This window comes from Brevundimonas sp. Leaf168, assembly GCF_001423685.1.
Taxonomy (GTDB): Bacteria; Pseudomonadota; Alphaproteobacteria; order Caulobacterales; family Caulobacteraceae; genus Brevundimonas; species Brevundimonas vesicularis_C.
The window spans coordinates 1-17,551 of record NZ_LMOY01000009.1; the positions used below are offsets into that span (position 1 = coordinate 1).

Annotated in this window: 22 protein-coding genes and 4 pseudogenes; 4 read left to right on the plus strand and 22 right to left on the minus strand. The window is 64.4% G+C overall.

Annotated features, from left to right (window positions below; genetic code table 11):
* Positions 1-32: 32 nt before the first annotated feature.
* The 12 genes and pseudogenes from ASF81_RS09025 to ASF81_RS09080 all read right to left on the minus strand — a co-directional run bounded on the left by ASF81_RS09025 (position 33) and on the right by ASF81_RS09080 (position 6,517).
* Positions 33-806 (minus strand): exodeoxyribonuclease III, encoded by a 774-nt coding sequence (locus ASF81_RS09025; RefSeq protein ID WP_055807881.1) that lies wholly within the window; start codon positions 804-806, stop codon positions 33-35.
* 108 nt (positions 807-914) lie between these two features.
* Complete coding sequence (locus tag ASF81_RS09030; RefSeq protein WP_055807883.1) at positions 915-1,484, minus strand: arylesterase; 570 nt, start codon at positions 1,482-1,484, stop codon at positions 915-917.
* A gap of 224 nt (positions 1,485-1,708) precedes the next feature.
* Positions 1,709-2,224 (minus strand): annotated as a pseudogene (locus ASF81_RS09035) (glutathione-dependent formaldehyde dehydrogenase); the annotation flags it as partial.
* 44 nt (positions 2,225-2,268) lie between these two features.
* Positions 2,269-2,526, minus strand: coding sequence for a helix-turn-helix domain-containing protein (locus ASF81_RS15660; RefSeq protein WP_082503510.1), 258 nt, complete (start codon positions 2,524-2,526; stop codon positions 2,269-2,271).
* Complete coding sequence (locus ASF81_RS15425) at positions 2,502-2,759, minus strand: hypothetical protein (RefSeq protein ID WP_055807887.1); 258 nt, start codon at positions 2,757-2,759, stop codon at positions 2,502-2,504. Before ASF81_RS15425 ends, ASF81_RS15660 begins: the two co-directional genes overlap by 25 nt.
* Before the next feature lie 2 nt (positions 2,760-2,761).
* Positions 2,762-3,055: a cyclic nucleotide-binding domain-containing protein gene (locus ASF81_RS15045; protein ID WP_156363202.1), complete on the minus strand. Its 294-nt coding sequence runs from the start codon at positions 3,053-3,055 to the stop codon at positions 2,762-2,764.
* 91 nt (positions 3,056-3,146) lie between these two features.
* A complete protein-coding gene (locus ASF81_RS09055; RefSeq protein ID WP_156363203.1) occupies positions 3,147-3,446 on the minus strand; it encodes a hypothetical protein in 300 nt (99 codons plus the stop codon).
* Between the two features lie 385 nt (positions 3,447-3,831).
* Positions 3,832-4,065 carry a DUF2171 domain-containing protein gene (locus ASF81_RS09060; protein ID WP_055807893.1) on the minus strand — a complete coding sequence of 78 codons (234 nt, stop codon included), beginning with the start codon at positions 4,063-4,065 and terminating at the stop codon, positions 3,832-3,834.
* Between the two features lie 30 nt (positions 4,066-4,095).
* Positions 4,096-4,195 (minus strand): annotated as a pseudogene (locus ASF81_RS15665) (DUF2171 domain-containing protein); the annotation flags it as partial.
* A gap of 446 nt (positions 4,196-4,641) precedes the next feature.
* Positions 4,642-5,090 (minus strand): annotated as a pseudogene (locus ASF81_RS15670) (alpha/beta hydrolase family protein); the annotation flags it as partial.
* A gap of 4 nt (positions 5,091-5,094) precedes the next feature.
* Positions 5,095-5,375, minus strand: a pseudogene (locus ASF81_RS15675) (alpha/beta hydrolase family protein); the annotation flags it as partial.
* The gene (locus tag ASF81_RS09080; protein ID WP_055807902.1) at positions 5,372-6,517 is read right to left on the minus strand and encodes a DUF3182 family protein; all 1,146 of its coding nucleotides are present in this window, start codon (positions 6,515-6,517) and stop codon (positions 5,372-5,374) included. The gene ASF81_RS09080 and the pseudogene ASF81_RS15675, both read right to left, overlap by 4 nt.
* A gap of 378 nt (positions 6,518-6,895) precedes the next feature.
* Here ASF81_RS09080 and ASF81_RS09085 point away from each other — a divergent pair, with 378 nt between their 5' ends.
* Positions 6,896-7,177: a SemiSWEET family sugar transporter gene (locus tag ASF81_RS09085; protein ID WP_055807903.1), complete on the plus strand. Its 282-nt coding sequence runs from the start codon at positions 6,896-6,898 to the stop codon at positions 7,175-7,177.
* Between the two features lie 197 nt (positions 7,178-7,374).
* Here ASF81_RS09085 and ASF81_RS09090 read toward each other — a convergent pair whose 3' ends face one another.
* Positions 7,375-8,892: a DUF6504 family protein gene (locus ASF81_RS09090; protein ID WP_055807905.1), complete on the minus strand. Its 1,518-nt coding sequence runs from the start codon at positions 8,890-8,892 to the stop codon at positions 7,375-7,377.
* Positions 8,807-9,562: an ImuA family protein gene (locus tag ASF81_RS09095; protein WP_055807907.1), complete on the minus strand. Its 756-nt coding sequence runs from the start codon at positions 9,560-9,562 to the stop codon at positions 8,807-8,809. Before ASF81_RS09095 ends, ASF81_RS09090 begins: the two co-directional genes overlap by 86 nt.
* 136 nt (positions 9,563-9,698) lie before the next feature.
* Here ASF81_RS09095 and ASF81_RS09100 point away from each other — a divergent pair, with 136 nt between their 5' ends.
* The 3 genes from ASF81_RS09100 to ASF81_RS15550 are packed head-to-tail and all read left to right on the plus strand — an operon-like array spanning position 9,699 to position 10,574.
* Positions 9,699-10,037, plus strand: coding sequence for a hypothetical protein (locus ASF81_RS09100; protein ID WP_055807909.1), 339 nt, complete (start codon positions 9,699-9,701; stop codon positions 10,035-10,037).
* On the plus strand, positions 10,034-10,423 hold the full coding sequence (locus tag ASF81_RS14850; protein ID WP_082503512.1) for a DUF1810 family protein: 390 nt from the start codon (positions 10,034-10,036) through the stop codon (positions 10,421-10,423). The genes ASF81_RS09100 and ASF81_RS14850 overlap by 4 nt, the downstream gene beginning before the upstream one ends.
* The gene (locus ASF81_RS15550) at positions 10,320-10,574 is read left to right on the plus strand and encodes a DUF1810 family protein (protein WP_055807911.1); all 255 of its coding nucleotides are present in this window, start codon (positions 10,320-10,322) and stop codon (positions 10,572-10,574) included. Before ASF81_RS14850 ends, ASF81_RS15550 begins: the two co-directional genes overlap by 104 nt.
* A 52-nt stretch (positions 10,575-10,626) precedes the next feature.
* Here the strand turns inward: ASF81_RS15550 and ASF81_RS09110 are convergent, their stop codons facing one another.
* From ASF81_RS09110 to ASF81_RS09145, 8 genes are all read right to left on the minus strand, one after another.
* A complete protein-coding gene (locus ASF81_RS09110) occupies positions 10,627-10,824 on the minus strand; it encodes a hypothetical protein (protein WP_055807913.1) in 198 nt (65 codons plus the stop codon).
* A 168-nt stretch (positions 10,825-10,992) separates the two neighbouring features.
* Entirely contained in the window at positions 10,993-11,190 is a 198-nt protein-coding gene (locus tag ASF81_RS09115; RefSeq protein ID WP_055807914.1) for a hypothetical protein, read from the minus strand.
* Positions 11,183-11,890, minus strand: a complete 708-nt coding sequence (locus ASF81_RS09120) for an SOS response-associated peptidase (protein WP_055807917.1) — start codon at positions 11,888-11,890, stop codon at positions 11,183-11,185. The genes ASF81_RS09115 and ASF81_RS09120 overlap by 8 nt, the downstream gene beginning before the upstream one ends.
* Positions 11,890-12,336: a hypothetical protein gene (locus tag ASF81_RS09125; protein WP_055807919.1), complete on the minus strand. Its 447-nt coding sequence runs from the start codon at positions 12,334-12,336 to the stop codon at positions 11,890-11,892. Before ASF81_RS09125 ends, ASF81_RS09120 begins: the two co-directional genes overlap by 1 nt.
* Before the next feature lies 1 nt (position 12,337).
* The gene (locus tag ASF81_RS09130) at positions 12,338-12,658 is read right to left on the minus strand and encodes a hypothetical protein (protein WP_055807921.1); all 321 of its coding nucleotides are present in this window, start codon (positions 12,656-12,658) and stop codon (positions 12,338-12,340) included.
* Between the two features lie 516 nt (positions 12,659-13,174).
* The gene (locus ASF81_RS15270) at positions 13,175-13,651 is read right to left on the minus strand and encodes a LuxR C-terminal-related transcriptional regulator (RefSeq protein WP_055807922.1); all 477 of its coding nucleotides are present in this window, start codon (positions 13,649-13,651) and stop codon (positions 13,175-13,177) included.
* A gap of 370 nt (positions 13,652-14,021) precedes the next feature.
* On the minus strand, positions 14,022-14,864 hold the full coding sequence (locus ASF81_RS09140; protein ID WP_156363204.1) for a hypothetical protein: 843 nt from the start codon (positions 14,862-14,864) through the stop codon (positions 14,022-14,024).
* A 94-nt stretch (positions 14,865-14,958) separates the two neighbouring features.
* Complete coding sequence (locus ASF81_RS09145) at positions 14,959-17,547, minus strand: fimbria/pilus outer membrane usher protein (RefSeq protein ID WP_055807927.1); 2,589 nt, start codon at positions 17,545-17,547, stop codon at positions 14,959-14,961.
* Positions 17,548-17,551: the final 4 nt, after the last annotated feature.

The following is a 17,551-nucleotide window of genomic DNA, read 5'->3' on the forward strand; positions in this document are numbered from 1 at the left end:
CGACTGACGTCCAGCGGTCCGGATCGGCTGGGTCAGGCAAGCTCGATCCAGACCGGCGCGTGGTCGCTCGCGCCCTCGGCGCCGCGCACCGCGCGATCAACGCCGGCGTCGGTCAGCCGTTCGGCCGCGAGACCGTTGAGCAGCACATGGTCGATCCGCAGACCGGCGTCGCGGCACCAGGCCTCGCGGAAATAGGACCAGAAGGTCCAGGGCGGCGGATCGTGCGGGAAACGCTCGCGCAGGGCGTCGGTCCAGCCCTGGTCCAGCAGGCGCTTGAAGGCCGCGCGGCTCTCGGGCTGAAGCAGGGCGTCGGTTTTCCATGAGCGGGTATCGTAGATGTCGGCGTCGGTCGGGACGACATTGTAGTCGCCGCAGAGAATGACCGGCGCCTCGGTCGAATATAGCGACGCCGCGTGAGCGGTGAGCCGTCGGGCCCAGGCCAGCTTATAGTCGAACTTGGGCCCGGGCCTGGTATTGCCGTTAGGCAGATAGAGGCAGCCGATCAACACGCCATTGACCGCCGCCTCGATATAACGGGCCTGTCGGTCGTCGGCGTCGCCGGGCAGCCGGCGTCGGGTTACGACCGGCGCGCCGATCCGGCTGAGGATGGCGACGCCGTTCCAGCGCGGTTCGCCGACCCAGACCGCGCTATAGCCGGCCGCCTCGAGCTCGGCSGCCGGGAACTGCGTGTCGGCCGCCTTCAGTTCCTGCAGGCAGAGCACGTCCGGCTGGGCCTGTTCCAGCCAGCCGAGGAGGTTGGGCAGGCGACGATTGACGCCGTTGATGTTGAAGGTGACGAGCCGCATCCCGTCACGGCGTCCGNCACGTCCGGCTGGGCCTGTTCCAGCCAGCCGAGGAGGTTGGGCAGGCGACGATTGACGCCGTTGATGTTGAAGGTGACGAGCCGCATCCCGTCACGGCGTCCGYAAGGCCGCCAAGGCGGCGCGCACATGGGAGGCGAGGGCGTCRGCCATCYTYCCYACGCCGGCGGCGTTGGGATGGATCCGGTCCGGTAAGACATAGGCTGGGTGCAGCGCGACACCGTCCATCAGGAACGGCATCAGGGGCGCGTTCGCCGTTCGAGCGACCTCGGGGTAGACYGCGTCGAACGCCCAGGCGTAGGCGCCGAACCAGGGCGGCGCCCGCATGCCGCACAGCAGAACGGGGATGTTGCGCTGTTGGAGTTTGTCGATGATCGACAGAAGRTTATCCCTGACGTGATCGGTCGGGACCAGCTGCATCATGTCGTTGGCGCCCAGGGCGACGACGCAAAGATCCGTCTGGGCCGGCACGTCCCGATCGAGCCGTCTCAGACCGTCCGTTGTCGTGTCGCCGGACACGCCTGCACCGATGATGCGAACCGGGGGCGTGTGGGTCGCCAGTCGCGCCGCCAGTTGTCGCGGCAAGCTCTCGGCCGGCTTGAGGCCGTAGCCGGCGGTCAGCGAGTCGCCGAGAAGCGTTATGACCTGCTCAGTATTGCCCACAGGCGGCGCTCCCGTCAGCGTCTGATGTTGCGGGCGAGCCGAAACCGGATCTGGGGCGGTCGGCGAGCAGTGGGTTCAGCGTCATGGCCTACCCAAAAGCTCGCCGAACCTGTCGTGTTCCTGCCAGATCGCCTGAAAACGACCCCGAGCTCCGGCCGTGATGCGCTGAGACGTCTGGCGGTCCATCGTCGTCACGGCAGTGAGATTCGAACGAAGGCCGTTGATCAGCCGTGCGGCTTCAGCACGACCTTCGTCCATTCGTTCGGATTGTCGTGGAAGTTCTTGTAAGCCTCTGGCGCCTGCTCAAGCGGCAGGCGATGGMTGATCAGATCCGTCGTGTCGATTTTGCCGTCCATGACGAGCTCAAGGAGCTGGGGCAGGTATTTCTGCACATGGGTTTGGCCGGTTTTGATCGTCAGCCCTTTCTGCATGAGCGCGCCGATCGGCAGCTTGTCGCCGATTCCGCCATACACGCCGGGGATCGATACCCGGCCGCCCTTTCGACACGCCATGATCGTCTCGCGGAGGACATGTTGGCGATCCGTGCCCAGCTTCGTTTCCTGCTTCACCGCATCGATGATGTTGTCGGGCGAAAAGCCATGCGCCTCCATACCGACCGCGTCGATGCAGGCGTCCGGCCCGATGCCGGCGGTCATCTCCATCAGGGCTTCGCGAACCTTGACCTCATGATAGTTGAGGACTTCCGCGCCGTTCGCCTTGGCGAGCTCCAGTCGGCGTGGNGATGCCGGCGGTCATCTCCATCAGGGCTTCGCGAACCTTGACCTCATGATAGTTGAGGACTTCCGCGCCGTTCGCCTTGGCGAGCTCCAGTCGGCGTGGTGGTTGAGGATCTGGACAGCTTCAGATCGAGATAGGAGGCGACGAAGGCGACACGCTCGGTCAGCGCGGTCCAGTCGGTGATCGACACCTGACCATTCCGCCATCGTACGAGGCCTGTGTCGCGAAGGACCTTGAGCGAGCGGTTCACATGGACGCTCGACATCCCCAGCATGTCCGTCAGGTCGATTGGGTTAGAGGGCATTCGAAGGTTTGGTCTTGGGCGAGGGAGACCTCTTTCAAACGAAGGTAGAGTTCGCAGATCAGCTGACCCAGCCGCGTCACTGCATCCCTGCGCCCAAGCGCCACCAGCCAATGTCGGTGGATGGCCGCATCTATCAGCGTTTCAAGCCAAAGCGCTCGCGCAAGACGAGGGGCGTGTTTCGTCACGCGCTTCAAGTCGGCGTGCTGGACAACCGCGACGGTGACGTCAGACAAGGCTACAAGGCTACAAGGCTATGATCCATCGTCTTTAGAAGAAAGCCATGCAGATCGATGAAGTCCAAGGGAACCCTGATCGCTGTGATCTGACGACCGCCGTCCGCCAGAGTCGAAATTCGGCCGACAAATCCCGAGATCAGCAGCGTACTGAATGTGGGTCGACTGCCCTCTTCCACTAAGGCTTCGCCTGCTGCGGCGCGACGGCGTCCAGTCAGGAGTCCTGCAAGTCGTCCGCGATCGTCGTTCGAGAGGTCGCCGAGGCGGTAAAGTTTGACGCCGATGAGCGCTTCCACGGACGTCATCCTTGCGAACAGGGGCGTCAGGACGCTTCAGCCCTTGTCATAGGATCAACGCGACGCAGCCGATGACCGGCTCGCATGAGGGTCATCCGTCCTTGGCGCCGAATTCGACGAATGCGGCGCGTATCGCCTGTTCCTCATCATCGGTTTCGGCAGACACGACGACTTTGACACGCCCGGCGACCGGCACGTCTGACGGAGAGTCGACGCTGGGGATGTCGCCTTCGACGTCTCCGCCCGAAAGCCTGTCTCCAACCGTGTTTGCCTCGCCTTCAGGGGCGACCTGAATGGCTTCTCGTTCCATGCCATGGGTTTGAACGAGCCGTTCGACCACGAGCTCGGCGTCTCTACGTGTTGCAAATGTGGAGGCGACAAGGTTGGTCATGGTTGGGTGCCTTTAGCTAGTCCACTGAACGCGCTGCGTAGTTTATCGCTCCAAGGCTGACCGCTCTCCGCAGCACTCGCGCGACTGCATCGGATCATCTCAACCAAATGCGCTTGGTTCTGGTAGCTCCAAAGACCGAACGCCTCCCATCTGCTTGAGCCCACTTTCGCACACAGCAACGAATAGCCGCGGCATAGCTTTGACCTTCAGGCTCTTCGCCATGGACGGATCCGAGGGGGATCGGGTGGTCGATCACAGCGGTACGGATGCGCTCGTGGTCGCCGGACGCCGCGGCGGCCACGGCGATCGACCACTTCGGTTGTCAGCTGCTCGCGGACGGCCAGCAGCTGTGCGGCGACGGCATCATTATCCTGAATCACCGCCACTATTTAAGGTCGGCGATCGCCTCGCCGGCCTCTTCTTCCTCGAGAAGAGCGGCGTTGTCGGCGTTTGCCGACAGGCGCACCCGATTGCCTTCAACCTCGGCGACCAGACCGCCCGAGAGGTAGTGGTGGTGATCACTATGCGATCCGCTGTCGGCCTTGGTGAGCTTGATGCGATCGCCTTCGACCTTATCGACGGTGCCGAGATGGACGCCGTCAGCGCCGATCACTTCCATATGCTCTTTGATGTTCGAGAGGTCGGTCANGCTTGATGCGATCGCCTTCGACCTTATCGACGGTGCCGAGATGGACGCCGTCAGCGCCGATCACTTCCATATGCTCTTTGATGTTCGAGAGGTCGGTCATGGTGGGTCTCCGTTTACCTACGCCATCAACGAGGCGCGACGCGCGGCGTTCCAGAGACGAAAGCGGCGTAGCGGGTAATGCGGCTGCAGTACGTGCGGCTGCGCTGGGCGCTGAGCACTGGCGAGAGGTTCACCGATAAGACCGGCGGCTAGCCCGCACCATTTCCTCGACCCAGTTCATGAGCAGAGTGGCGTAAAGCCGCTGATGGGCGGGATCGCGCATCGCATGGGTCGCCTCGGCGATGATCCTGTGGCTGAACGAGTTCGCGTCCTTGAAGGCGGCCTGATAGGAGGCGATGACTTCTGGCGGAATGCGATCGTCCTTGCCCGACTGCACGATGAGGACTTCGCCCTCGAACGCGGCGCAGGCCGAGAGCGCCTTGTCTTCCTGCGGCGTTCGCAGTTGCTGTCGATAGGCGCGCACCGCGTCCTTATCGAGCTTGGCCNTCGCCCTCGAACGCGGCGCAGGCCGAGAGCGCCTTGTCTTCCTGCGGCGTTCGCAGTTGCTGTCGATAGGCGCGCACCGCGTCCTTATCGAGCTTGGCCTTGGGGACCTCCCAGTGCGCGTCCGGATAAAGCGCCGGGACACGCAGCGCCAACCAGCGCACGTCACGGATGCTCGTCAGCAGAGCCGACAGATAACCTCCGTAGCTCGTGCCGATCACGCCGATCGCACCGGGATCGATCAGGGGCTGGGACGCCAGGTASTCATAGGCCGCGGTCACGTCGTCCAACCCGTTCTGCCGGGTGACCTCGTCTCGGCTCGCATCGCTCTCGGCATGGCCTCGAAGGTCGAAGGTGAAACAGATGCAGCCCAGTCGAGCGAGATCCTCGGCCAGGCCCAGGTCTTCTTCCTGATCGCCGCCCCAGCCGTGGACAAACAGAAAGCCCGGCACGGGNTCATAGGCCGCGGTCACGTCGTCCAACCCGTTCTGCCGGGTGACCTCGTCTCGGCTCGCATCGCTCTCGGCATGGCCTCGAAGGTCGAAGGTGAAACAGATGCAGCCCAGTCGAGCGAGATCCTCGGCCAGGCCCAGGTCTTCTTCCTGATCGCCGCCCCAGCCGTGGACAAACAGAAAGCCCGGCACGGGCGCTTCGGGCGTCAGAAGCGTGCCAGTCAGTTTCTGCCCGTCGACAGCCAGTCTAACCCGCCCTTCCTCGACGTCGTCAGGTTCAATCACGCTGTCCTCGTCACATATTTTGTCATCGGCCCGACCTTGGGGTCCTCACCCCGGAAATAGACGACATCCTCCGGTCCGACATCGGCGAGGCCGTACACTTCGACCGTGGCGGTTTCGACCGAAGTCAGCGCGGGCGAGGCCGCAAACGCCTCGAGGGCGGCGATCTCCGCGCCGGTCGCCCCGCCGACCCGCCACGACTGCTCCAGCACGCCTACACGCCTGCGGCCTCGCGCGTCCTTGCCGGCGAGGACATCGTAGTTCCGGCGGGACAGGACCAAGTCTGGATAGGCGCGCTGGGCCGCGTCGTCGAACACGGCCGCGCAACGCACCGCTTCCACCGCTTCGGGCGTTAGTCCAAGGTGAGTCAGTCGATCAAGGTCGCCCCTGACGCACCTTAGTCGGGAACCGCCGTACACTTCACGTCCCTTGTGATCGGTCGTTTCCCGCTGATCCCCGACGTAGCTGATGCGCAGTCCGCCGACCGACAGGGTTCCAACGCTGTAGGTTTCGACGCCGAGCAGGTTTTCCTCAAGGACGACGCCGAAGGCGGCGATCTGCGCCTCGTCCTGATCGGCGATGACGGAGATGAGCGCTTCGGACGTTTCGACGACCGTCTGGCCCAGACCTGCCTTGGCCAGGACATCCTTGACGCGGACAGGCCCGGTCTTGAGAAGGCGTCGACCAGCTTCGATTGCGTCGTCGACGGAGAAGGCGGTGTAGCCTTCCAGAGCCGCATCCCCCAGACGTTCGGCCATGGTGTTGGACCAGCCGGTCGGGCAGGTCGCGGACCGATCGATCAGGCCGTGGGTGATCGCCTTGGTGGCGATGAAGCGGTGTGGCACGCGGCCGCCCAACAGATTGCTTGAGGTGAAGACCGTGCGCGAGATCATGTCTTCACCGACCAAGGTGTCGCGAGGCACCAGCAAGACGTCGGGTCCGACGTCTTCCGCATCTTCAACGACATCAATGACCGGGAGGCGCAGAAGGCGCGCCAAGCGAGAAACAAGCATTTCTCTGGACGCCTGATCATGCAGATTGCCTGGATTGTGTCCGTCTGGATCGAAAAGCGCGATGCCGGCGAGCGCGGCCGCATTGGTGAATGAAGGCATCGGGGCGACGCCCGATGGATTGAGGATGGTCATGGCGGTCAGCGCTCCCTGCCAAGGGTCAACCCAAAGAGCGATCAACGGTTCAGCGCGCCAACTTTTCTTTTTGCGCGATCCGGCGCGTCGTCGTTGGGACGACAGGCCGATGCCGCGACGTGGCACTAATCAGGGTGGGACGATGGTCATGGCGGTCAGCGCTCCCTGCCAAGGGTCAACCCAAAGAGCGATCAACGGTTCAGCGCGCCAACTTTTCTTTTTGCGCGATCCGGCGCGTCGTCATTGGGACGACAGGCCGATGCCGCGACGTGGCACTAATCAGGGTGGGAAACGTCCTATACCCGCGGGGGCTTTGCTACTGAAGAGGTGCGTTTTCGCACATAGGAACGGTGACCCAGAGGGCGTCGTTGCCCACCCATGAGCGACTTGACAGCCAATATCGTGGGTACAGCGGCGGCAGTCTGCTCGATCACGAGCTTTGCGCCCCAAGCCCTCAAGATCTGGAAAGAGCGCGACGCGTCTTCGGTCAGCCTCAAGACCTATTCGCTCACCGTCACCTGTTTCATCCTCTGGGTGGTCTATGGCGTCATGACCCGAGCCTGGCCGGTGACTGTGTCGAACAGTTTTGCCCTGGTCATGGCGGCCTGCGTCCTGATCATGAAGTGGCGGTTTCGCGATGGCGATCCTGACGAGCATTAGGTTGCATCTACCGGCTACCGCGTATCCTTCGCCTTGCCAGTGCCTGTCAGAAGTGGCCCGGTACAACCGATATTGCTGGGGAGAGCCATGCAGACATGCTAGTTGTCCGATCAACAAGCGGCAGCCAAGGCCGACGGTCAGCAATTCCGAGACAGCGCGGACCACTCGAGATTGACATTGACCCCGGTCGAAAGGCGTCAGCCGAAGAGCCCGTGGAGCCACCAGCTGAGATCGCCGGTCTGAGGCTGTTCGCCATCGCCGCGTCGATAGACCCAGAAGCGGGCCCCAGCCTCGTCCTCCAGCTGGAAATAGTCGCGCACGGCATCGCGTTCGCCGTCACGCCGCCACCATTCGCCGAAGATCCGCTCAGGGCCGTCAGCGCGCCTGACGCGATGACGGACGCCGCGCCAGCTGAATGCGACCGGCGGCTGATCGGGCAGGAGCGCGACGGCCTCGATGGCTTCAGGATGGGCGAGCAGGCGGGAGGGGCGCGGCCAGCGACGCGTCCAGGTTTCCGACACCGGCGGCGCGGTCGGCGGCAGTTTGCGGATTGAGCGTTCGGGCACGTCGCTTTGCGCCGGGGCCAGCCGGTACAGGTTCTGCGGGCCGAGACGATTGGCGAGCAGATCGACGAGATCGCCGATGTCCGCGGTCGCCGGGCCGCCCAGGTCGCCAGCGCTCGGCGACCAGTCCAGCGGCAGGACGACTGGCGCCGCCAGGACCATGGCCTCTACGCCGAGGCCAGGATCAATGGTTTCGATCTTGTCGCAGAGTAGGCGTGTAAGCCGCGCGACATCGCGGACGGGGCGCGCCAGGCCGACGCGGATGGCTTCGGTCCGGTTGTCGATCCGTTCAAACCGCAGGTCGAGCCGGGAGGCGCCCAGCCCTTGAGCTTCGAGCGCACCGCTCAGGGCTTCGACTAAGTTGAGCGTGTAGCGGGCCAAGGTCTCGGGCGCGCCGATCGGCTCGGCGAAGACCCGTCGGACCTGGATCAACTCCGGGGCGTCGATCGGGGTGATCGGCTCATGGGCGCGGCCGTAGGCCTGATCCAGGCGACGGATCAGCTCCGGTCCGAAGCGCAGGGCCAATGGCGCGCGAGGCTTKGCTTCCAGCTCGCCGATGGTGTCGACCCCCAGACGCACCAAGCCATCGACCATGTCTGCGGGCAGGCGCAAGGCGCGCAAGGGGAGGTGACGGATGGCAGGCCCCCCGCGCGCGACGACGATCGTGGGTTCGGCGAGGTTGCGGGCCAAGGCATGGGCGGCGCCCCAGGTGTCGGCAAGGGCGGCGCGGGCGTCCAGACCGACAGCGGCGGTCTGGGCGATCAGATCCTCGAGCAGGCCCTCATCGCCGCCGTAGCGGTGACCGGCGCCGGTGACATCGAGCACCAAGCCGTCAGGCGGGTCGRCGGCCACGATCGGCGCATAGCGGCGCAGCGCCCAGAGGGCGAGTTGGTCCAGGGCGGCCGCGTCGCCTGCCGGATCGAAGGGATGGACGACGAGATCGGCGACCAGGGCCCGGGCCTGGGTCGCGGCCATGCCGGAATGCAGGCGATGGGCGCGGGCGGCGAGGTCGGCGGCCAACACCACGCGTTTGCGGCCCTGGCGCCCGACCAGGACCAGGGGCGTCTCAGGCGACGGCGCGTCGGGTCCCAGCCGGCGTCGCAGCCGATCGGTCGGCCAGGTGGGGAGGTAGAGCGAGACGACCCGTCTCATCGCAGGCTTCCAGTTCGAAATCCGCGCAGGCTCCGGCGCGGCAGCGGATCAGTTCGACAAACCAGCGCGGGCGGCCGACGCCGGGCACGGGCAGGGGGGCGGAGGGCAGGGCGGTGACCCGCCAGCGGGTGGCTGCGGCGGTCGGCTGGCCGAAGTCCGCCGCCTCGGCCTGACGTCGCCATCGTCGGACCGCCAGTCCGAGCGAGCCCGTGTCCTCGGCGACCAGCTGCAGCCGCCGGGACGCCGTCATGGACAGGCGGGCCACTTCGCCGACGACCGCGCCGAAGCCGCCGTGACGCAGGCCGTCCTCGAAGGCGGCCAGCAATCCGGCCTCGTCGCCGGCCTCCACATAGATGACTCGGTTCGAGGACAGCCCCGCCTGCTCCAGCGCCGGCGCGAACAGGTCCGGGCGGGTCACACACCAGAGCACCGGCCCCTGGGTGCGCGCTGCCACACCGGCCGCAAACAAGGCGGCGACGGCCCCGTCGATGGCGCCGTCACCGCCGCCGGCCACCTCATGCAGCGCGCCGAGCGCCAGGCCGCCGGCGGGCAGCCGGCGATCAAGCGCGGCYAGGCCGAACGGCAGCACGCCGCCAGGCGGACGTCGACCCGCCTCAATGCGTGCAATCTCCGCGCGGAGCGCCTGGAAGGATGGGGAGGCGGCGGCCATGTTCTCCTGAAGCCGAATGCGAGCTAATGTTCCTTATTTGTTCTTATTCGAGCGTATGAGAGTCAAGGCTGATTGCAACGGCGTTGTGGATCGCCCTGTGGGCGGCGCCATCCCGGGCGCGGCGCGTTAGCCCACGATGACGCAGCCCCTCCGATACCCCACCACCCCCGACGGCTGCTATTTCGTGGTGCGAGGTCGGCTGTGGCGGTGCTCCAATCCTGCTCTGTCGGCGGAGGCGAGGGACGAGCTGGTGCATGATCTGATGTCGGCGCGCCGGGCGGTGCGGACGGCCCTGGCGGCTGAGGATGMGGACGCTTTGGCCGCGGCGCGGCGCAGCGTCGACAGTGCCAAGGTGGGACTGGGCGAGCGGGGCCCTGTGTGGTGGACCGACGGCTCGCCGGATCTCAATCGACACATGGCGCGAAACACCCCCTATGCAGACTGGTTCGCCAGTCTGGGCGAGACGGCCGGATGACCACAGCACTCGACCGTTTCGTCCTAGCTCAAGACCCCGTGTTCGAAACGGCGATGGCCGAGCTCGCGGCGGGTCGCAAGACAAGCCACTGGATGTGGTTTGTCTTCCCYCAGGCCCGGTCGTTGGGACGGTCTTCGACAGCTGCCTTCTATGGCATCGGATCGCTTGCGGAGGCGCACGCCTATCTGCTGCATCCCGTATTAGGGGCGCGTCTCATCCGCGCAGCCCAAACCGCGAGCACGGCGCCGGTGGCGTCGGTGCTTCAGCTGTTCGGATCGCCCGATGACCTCAAATTCCGTATTAGGGGCGCGTCTCATCCGCGCAGCCCAAACCGCGAGCACGGCGCCGGTGGCGTCGGTGCTTCAGCTGTTCGGATCGCCCGATGACCTCAAATTCCGGTCGTCGATGACCCTGTTTGCCGCCGTGGCGCCCGATCCGAGTGTGTTCGATGCGGCGCTCGCACGTTGGGAGGTGTCGCTTGATCCCATGACGTTGGACCTGGTGGCGTCCGCCCGGCTTGGACCAGACCACCTTTGATGGCGCGGCGAACTCCCGGCCGCGCGATGTGCTATCGTCGTTGGCGGCCGGGTCAGTTGCGCGGCGCGAGATTGCGGTAGGGCTGGCCTCGCTCCCCGGCGTCACTCCGGGTCAGTGTGCGCGTGATCGATCCGCCGGTGACGGCGACCATGATGTCGCGAATCCGAATGCCGTCCACGATGGTCTTCGGCCGTGCCGTCTGCATCTCAGCTAGGCGTTGGATCCAGTCATCGACGCTGATCTCGATCAACCCGGCAGAAGCGTCTCGTCGTCCGCCGCGGCGGTTTGGAGTGCATCCAGCGCGTCATTCAGTTCATCACTCGTCATGGCGAGGCTTCTAGATCGAGTCGCCATGCGCTCGTGAGCGAGTGGATGAACGGGCGTACGGGCGTATGGGATTGGGACGCTTGGTCGTCCGTCAGCCGACGCCTGCGAGACGACCGCAGAAGGCCAGGACGCTGGTGATGACGATGCCGAGGAGGACGATCTTCAGACGGCTCAACGTCCTCTGGAAAAGGGTCGGGATCTCTGGCTGGAGTTTGGTGAAGTCTTCCGGACGATAGGGCGCAGCGTGCGCCTGATCTGCGCTTTCCAAATGGTCTTCAGGGTCAGGCATTGAGGATCGCCAGTGCGCCGTCGGGCAGCGGGCGCTGCAGCGCCTGGGCCGCCTCCCACGGTGCCGTCATCCAGGCCTCGATCTCGTCGGTCTGCGTCAGGATCACTGGCATGGCCTTGGGGTGAACCGCGCCGACCTCGGCGTTAGGCTCGGTCGTCAGAAAGGCAAAGACGTCGATCGTCTCCATGCCGGTCTTGATTTTGCGGACGCTCGTGTGGGCCTGGAGGTGGATGCCGGCGAAGAAGGCGATCGGCTCTGGCTCGTCTCCCGCGAGCTTGAACCAGACGGGTCGGTATTTTCCGGCCGCGTCCCGGCCCGGTTCGCTGAAGGCGGTGAAAGGGACCAGACATCGCGATGCCGGCGACAGATGTGGGCGCCAATGGCTGGAGCTGGTGTTGCGGACGTTGGTCGTGCCGCTGTCGGGTTCGAACTCGAGGATTTTCTGAAAGTCCACCTCGCCGCCTTTGGCGCGCAACTTGTCGGCGCGCTTTGTGGCATTGTCGAAGATCATCTTCTGGGATGACGGCATGCCCCAGCGCGCCGAAGCCAGAATGCGCTCTGCGCCCTCCCAGCGCACGATCGGCGCGGGATAGTCGGGATAGACGTCGCCCGGCGCGAGGTTTCCGACGGTCGACCGCATGGCGTTAGCCGCGTCCAGTATGGCCTGGGGGCCAGAGCGCTGGCGGTACAGATTGCACATCAAGCCCTGGCCTTTTTCAGATCCGCAGCCAGGGATTTGCGCTCCGCCTCATAGGCCGTCTCCACCTGTTGACGCGCCTGGTTCAGCGCGGCCTGTTGTTCTTCGAAATCAGCCATTACCGCCTGATGGCGTTCGTCCAGATCGGCCAACGCCGTCTTCAGCTTTTCGATCTTGGCGGCCTTCGCCCTGGACGGTCCCGGAGGTTTGGCGGGCTTGGCCTTGCCGATCTTGCCGATATCGATAGTGAGGCCCCGCTCGATGACCTCGCCAGGAGAGGCCAGCGCGGCCTCGTAATCCGGTCCGCCGGTAAGCTGGCTGGCCAGGCCGGTGGCGAACAGATCCTGTTTGGAACCCCAGGCTTCCAAAGCCTTGGGTCGCGAGCTTGTGGCGACGGTGAAGGCATGAAAGCCGTCGGACCAAGTGAAGACCTTCAGCTTTGCCGCCATGTCAATCGATCAGTCCGCGACGCTGCAGGTCCATGATGATGGGATCGGTCAGCGAAGTGATGACTTCCATGTCAAAGGCGTCCTCCGCTTCCGTCTCATCGGCAAATGAGCGTGGCGGGTTCTGGCGCAGTGTCGACAGCCGCCAGGACGATTGGACCACCTGCTGCCGGGCCAGATGCTCGATGCGCTGCAGCCGAACGCCGGCGCGTGTTTTGATGAGGGTCTTTCGTGCCGCCATGGTTCCGTCCTCCCGGCCGAAGCCTGACACGCAGGCCAGCGAATGTGGAGTCGCGACCGCGCAAAGACCGCGTTCGAGCGCCATCGCCAAAGAGTTAGGGTATCAACGCTCCAGAATACCCGCGTCTGATGTTGGCGGCTTCACCAAATACGTTGTCTGGATCGTCACGACGCGTTGTGGCAAGCGAGGGCACGTAGACGGCTTTCAGAGAAATTAGACTGCCATACGATCCCCGACTGCTTCTAGGTAGTTGAGGGTCAACACAATCATCGAATTAAGGCAAATCAGTTTCCTAGACATCCAAGCCGTCACTGACTCAACGCTAGGCACATCGTTTTCTTCGCGAATGTTGCAATCCGAACATCTGAATTGGTTATCTTCGCATCTTGACAGATTATTATATCTTGCCGAACTTCGGCTCTTACTATAGCCATACGCTGACTTAGCAGTAACCTAGTACTGGCGATAATCAGTACCCCCTTGCGTCGCTTGTTTCACAGAGTTTCTGGAGTGAAGGCTAGCTTCCGGGGTAAATTGGCACAGATCAACGTGGCGGAAGCGGCGCGGCCTCCGCGTTTCCAGCCGAGCCATCCCTGAGCTTCAGTTTGTCAGTTGAAAACTCAGTCTCAGGGCGCCGGTAATGCCTTTGACGCCCATGCGCATGCAGATGGCGCGCAGGTGGGCGCGCACGGTGTGGATCGACATATCCATCTTTCGGCCGATGTCCTTCGGGGCCTCGCCTTGGGTCAGATGGGAAAGGACCAGGAGTTCAGCCCGGGTCAGACCGAAGATGGCGCGTAGCGGCTCCATACCCTCCACGCCCATGCAGTGGGCCGGGCGCGCCGTGGCGAAGATGCGGTCGATCGCATCGGGCGCCGTCGCCAGATCCAGCAGGCACCAGGCGTCATCGCCTGCGCGAAACAGAAGGCGGCCGTGCGATTGTCGTCCTTCCAGCAGACGGTTGGCCAAGGCGTCGAACTCGCCACGATTGCGATGGGAAGGGCAGATAAAGGCCCCGCCAGCGCCCAGCACACCCGCTGCAATCATGGCTCTGGCATTGGCGTTGGCGTGGATCACGCAGCCTTGAGGATCCAGAACGAACCGGGCGAGAATGTCATGTTCGAACCAGGCGGTGCAGTCCGCACGGGGCAGGGGTGTCGGATTTCCGGTTGATCTGATTGGCGTCCGGCGCTGCCCAAATTCTCCTTGAAGCATCGCTGAAACAGCACGGCCGTCTGTTCGCGACGACGCCGCTATCTTTTGCTCATACATTTGCGCCACCCATTTCTGCAGGCTGTCCAAACCCGGATAGGGCTGTCAGCCTCAAGCTTACGATCTGTGTGTGCCGGCTCCTCCAAACAGCCGGCTCATCGCGTTAACTTTGTTACCAGTTTGACGGTCGGGTCGTAATCGCCGCTATGGGCTAACCAGTATGGGGTAGCCCACGTCATCGGGGCGATATGTCGATAGCGAGCACATCCTGATAGCGACCGGCCATCTGATCCTTGATCTTGCCCAAGGTGAACAGCATCGGCAGCGACATGCCGGCGAGGGTGCGGGGCGGATCGACCTCCTTGGTCCAGGGCGCCTGTAGATCGACCGGCGTCCCGTCCAGCTCGACCGCGTAGGCGACGCTGGACGTGGTCTCCGCGTCGCCCCGACGCTGCATCAGGCCGCGATGTTCGGACGTGATCGCGATGATCGACGGTGCGTTGGCGCGGACCTGGATGAAGATGCGCCGCGTCAGGCCGGTAGAGGCGTCACCGAAATCGACCACATCCACACTGGAACCGGAACCAAAGGCGCCAGCGGCGCCGGCCAGGTTCAGTTGTGCTCGGGGCGTGGAGACCAACTGCATACGGACCGGGATTGGGGCAAGCAGAGCCGTTCCATCGGCGTCCTTGATCAGCAGCTTCAGGTCGGTGGCGTAGGTTCCGGCGTCGGGCACGGCGTCCACGACGATGGCGGCGTCCATCTGCGCCTGACCTGTCGCCTTGCCTGCAAGAGTGTAGCGGAAGACGCCAGGCTCGACGTCGGACGTCTGAAGCCCCGACGCCTCTCGCGGGCGGAACTGCACCCCCACGCCCCCAAGCGCCAGGCCGGACACAATCGCCCCGCCGTCGTCCACGACGGACAACCGCAGCTCGCAGACCTCGTCTGCCTGGTTCTTCAGGCCCAGATCGATGGCGCCGCTCGACGGTCCCGCAGCGAAAGGATTATAGTTGATGACGACAGTGCTGGGGCTCTGGGTCAGGGCAAGGTCGCAGGCTCTCGCCTTGGAGGCGGTCACGGCCAGGATAGCCGCCAGGACCAGCGAGACGATGACGGTCAGCGTTTCAGACCAGGTTGGAACCGGGATCTTTCGGTCACCTTGCGCCTTGCGCCTACGGCGACGGCGGAGACGTGCGGATTTCGCCGACATCGACTGTTCCTTCCACTTTCTCGGGAATCACGAATTCTCCCACCACGGCGCCCTGGATCACCAGGCGATAGCGACCCGGAGCCAGGCCATCGGCGACGAAACGCCCGGAGCGGTTGGTGAAGAAGGGCTTGCCCTCGGCATCAGCCGGAGCGCCTGCCGCTTGGATGACGCCGCCGGCCAGAGCGACCGGCCCATTGGCGGACATCAGGACGCCTCGCGCGGTGCGCGACGCGTCGCTACCCACCACGAAGCGGTACCCGTTGCCGTAGCCCGGGAAGATGTTGACCACACCACTACCCAGGTCGTAGCCCTGCGGCAGCGGATCGGCCTCGATCTCGTAGCGATTGACGCCATAGCCGCGATCCAAGCCGACCAGAGCCGGACCCAGCCATCCGCTGTGCGCGACCGTATTGCCGCTGGAATCCGTCAGCTTGATGCGCGAACGGGAGAGGGTAGGGTGGGGCGTTGCGATGACGAAGCCCTCGCGCGCCGAACGTCCGACGCCAAAGGCGCCGCCGGCGTAACCGATCATCGTCGACATTCGCCACAACGACTCCTGGCGCGTGACCCCGCCGGGCTCGGACGAAACCAGCCGGTTCGATACGAGTTCGGCGTCGAACCGATTATTGATGTAGCGCAGGTCCGCCGTGATCGCTTGGTTGGTTCGATCTTGCGACAGCCGCAGGTCGCCGCTCAAGTCGTTGAGGCGGCCCGAAGATGCGCGTGACACCCCAACCTCACGCAGGTCGTTGTCGGTGTCGTAGCGCGCGGTGGTGCTCCAGCGCCCGCCGAAGCGCGACGTTAGCGTCAGTCCGAAGCGGTCCTCGTCGCGGCCATCTTCGGTGGACCCGCGCTGCCAGGCCAGATTGACCGCGAAACGACGGAAAGTGCGGCCCAGGCCCAGGCTGAAATCAGTGCGATCCTTTTGTTCGCGACTCTTTACGAAGGCGACGCCGCCGCTGATCGAATAGTCACGAAAACGCACAAGCAGCCGCGCGGCGGCGCGCCATTTCTCGTTGTTGAAAGCGGACGGATCGAAGGCGCTCTGAAAATAGCGGCTAGTTGCCTGGGCCGACGCCACAAGGCGCGCATCAGCGGTCTTGCCCAAAGTCCTTTCGAGGAGATAGTCGACAGAGGCGACGTAGCCGTTTTTTCCGGTGTCGCCGTTGTGGCTGGCGGCGCTGCTCAGCTGGATCAGACCCAGTTTGGAACCCCACGTCGCTATGGCCCCGGCTTGCCCCTTTCGGTCGGCGATCTGAGCGTTGACGCCGACGGTCAAAACATCGGACAGGCCCTTGCGAACAAAGCCGCTCGCGGCCAGCGTCGAGCCGTACTGAAAATCTCCGCCTTCTTCCAGCAGTCCGGCCGACACCCCAAAATCCAACACGCCGCGATCCAGCAGCCCGGCGCCGCCGAACAGGTCGAACACAGCGATCTCGCGCCGACCGCTGTCGTCTTCGACGAGCAGGCGAACCGTGTTGGCGCCCTGCGCGAAGGGAAAGTCGCCAATGGAGTAGGGGCCGGCCTCCAGACGGATCCGTTCCGCCACCACGCCGTTGACCTCGACGACGACCAAGGCCGGACGGTCTAGGATGAACTGCCGGCGCCCTGCGGGACGCACGTTCTGGAACGGTCGAATGGTTGAATACGCGCGTGCGGCCGATAGCCCCAAAAATCTTTGCGAGCCCTGAAAACTGTCGATGGGGGGCGCGAACTCGCCGGCGGTCAAACGTACAGCGGATTTGAAGATGTCCTTGGTCAGACGGATTTCGCGGCGCTGCCAGCGGCCTTGTGTGTTGTTCCCGTCGTAATCGACGCCGGTGGTCAGCGTGACGCCGTCAAACCCGCCGAGGTTGGCGAAAATGTCGACGCCGCCCTGTAGCGGCGAAAAACGAGTGTCGGTGTGGGAGTAGAGTTGGGCCAGGGTGATATTCGCGCCGGCCGAAAAGTCCGCCGGTTCATCGAAGGCGGCAGGGTCGATCACCGGGGTTTGGGAGAAGCCGACATCGCGCCGTGCTCGGCTTTCCGGCGTGGATGTCGCAACGAAGGTCAGAGACAGGGGATCGAAGGTCAGAGAGAAGGTGTCGGTGACAAGGTCCGCCATATTGACCTTAGTCTGTGTCGCGATCCGGCCTGACAGGGTGGTGAAGAGTTCGGACCCGATCTGAGGCTTCAACAGGTCCAGCAGGCCTGTCGCATCCACCAGTCCCTGGCCTTGGGCGTCGACCGAGCCGCTGATGTCGCCAAGATATTTGCCGTCGAGCGTTAGCGGCCCCTGGATCGGCGTAAAGACCGAGGACGGCCTGACCGAAGGAGACTGGTCCTGAATGGGTGGCGAAGCTTCGGTAACTGGGCCTTCGCTTTCGTCTCGATCGATGGCTACGACGGCGGAATAGTCCGGCGGCGCCGTGCGCATGACCTCATCGGTCAGCACGACGGGAGCGGCATGCGCCACGGTAGCCAACCCGCCCCCCATGCAGGCGACGGCCCCGATGCGGCGAAAGGCGGTTCGCGCTCCGGACCGCCCGTCCTTGAGGGACTCGCGGGCCATCGCC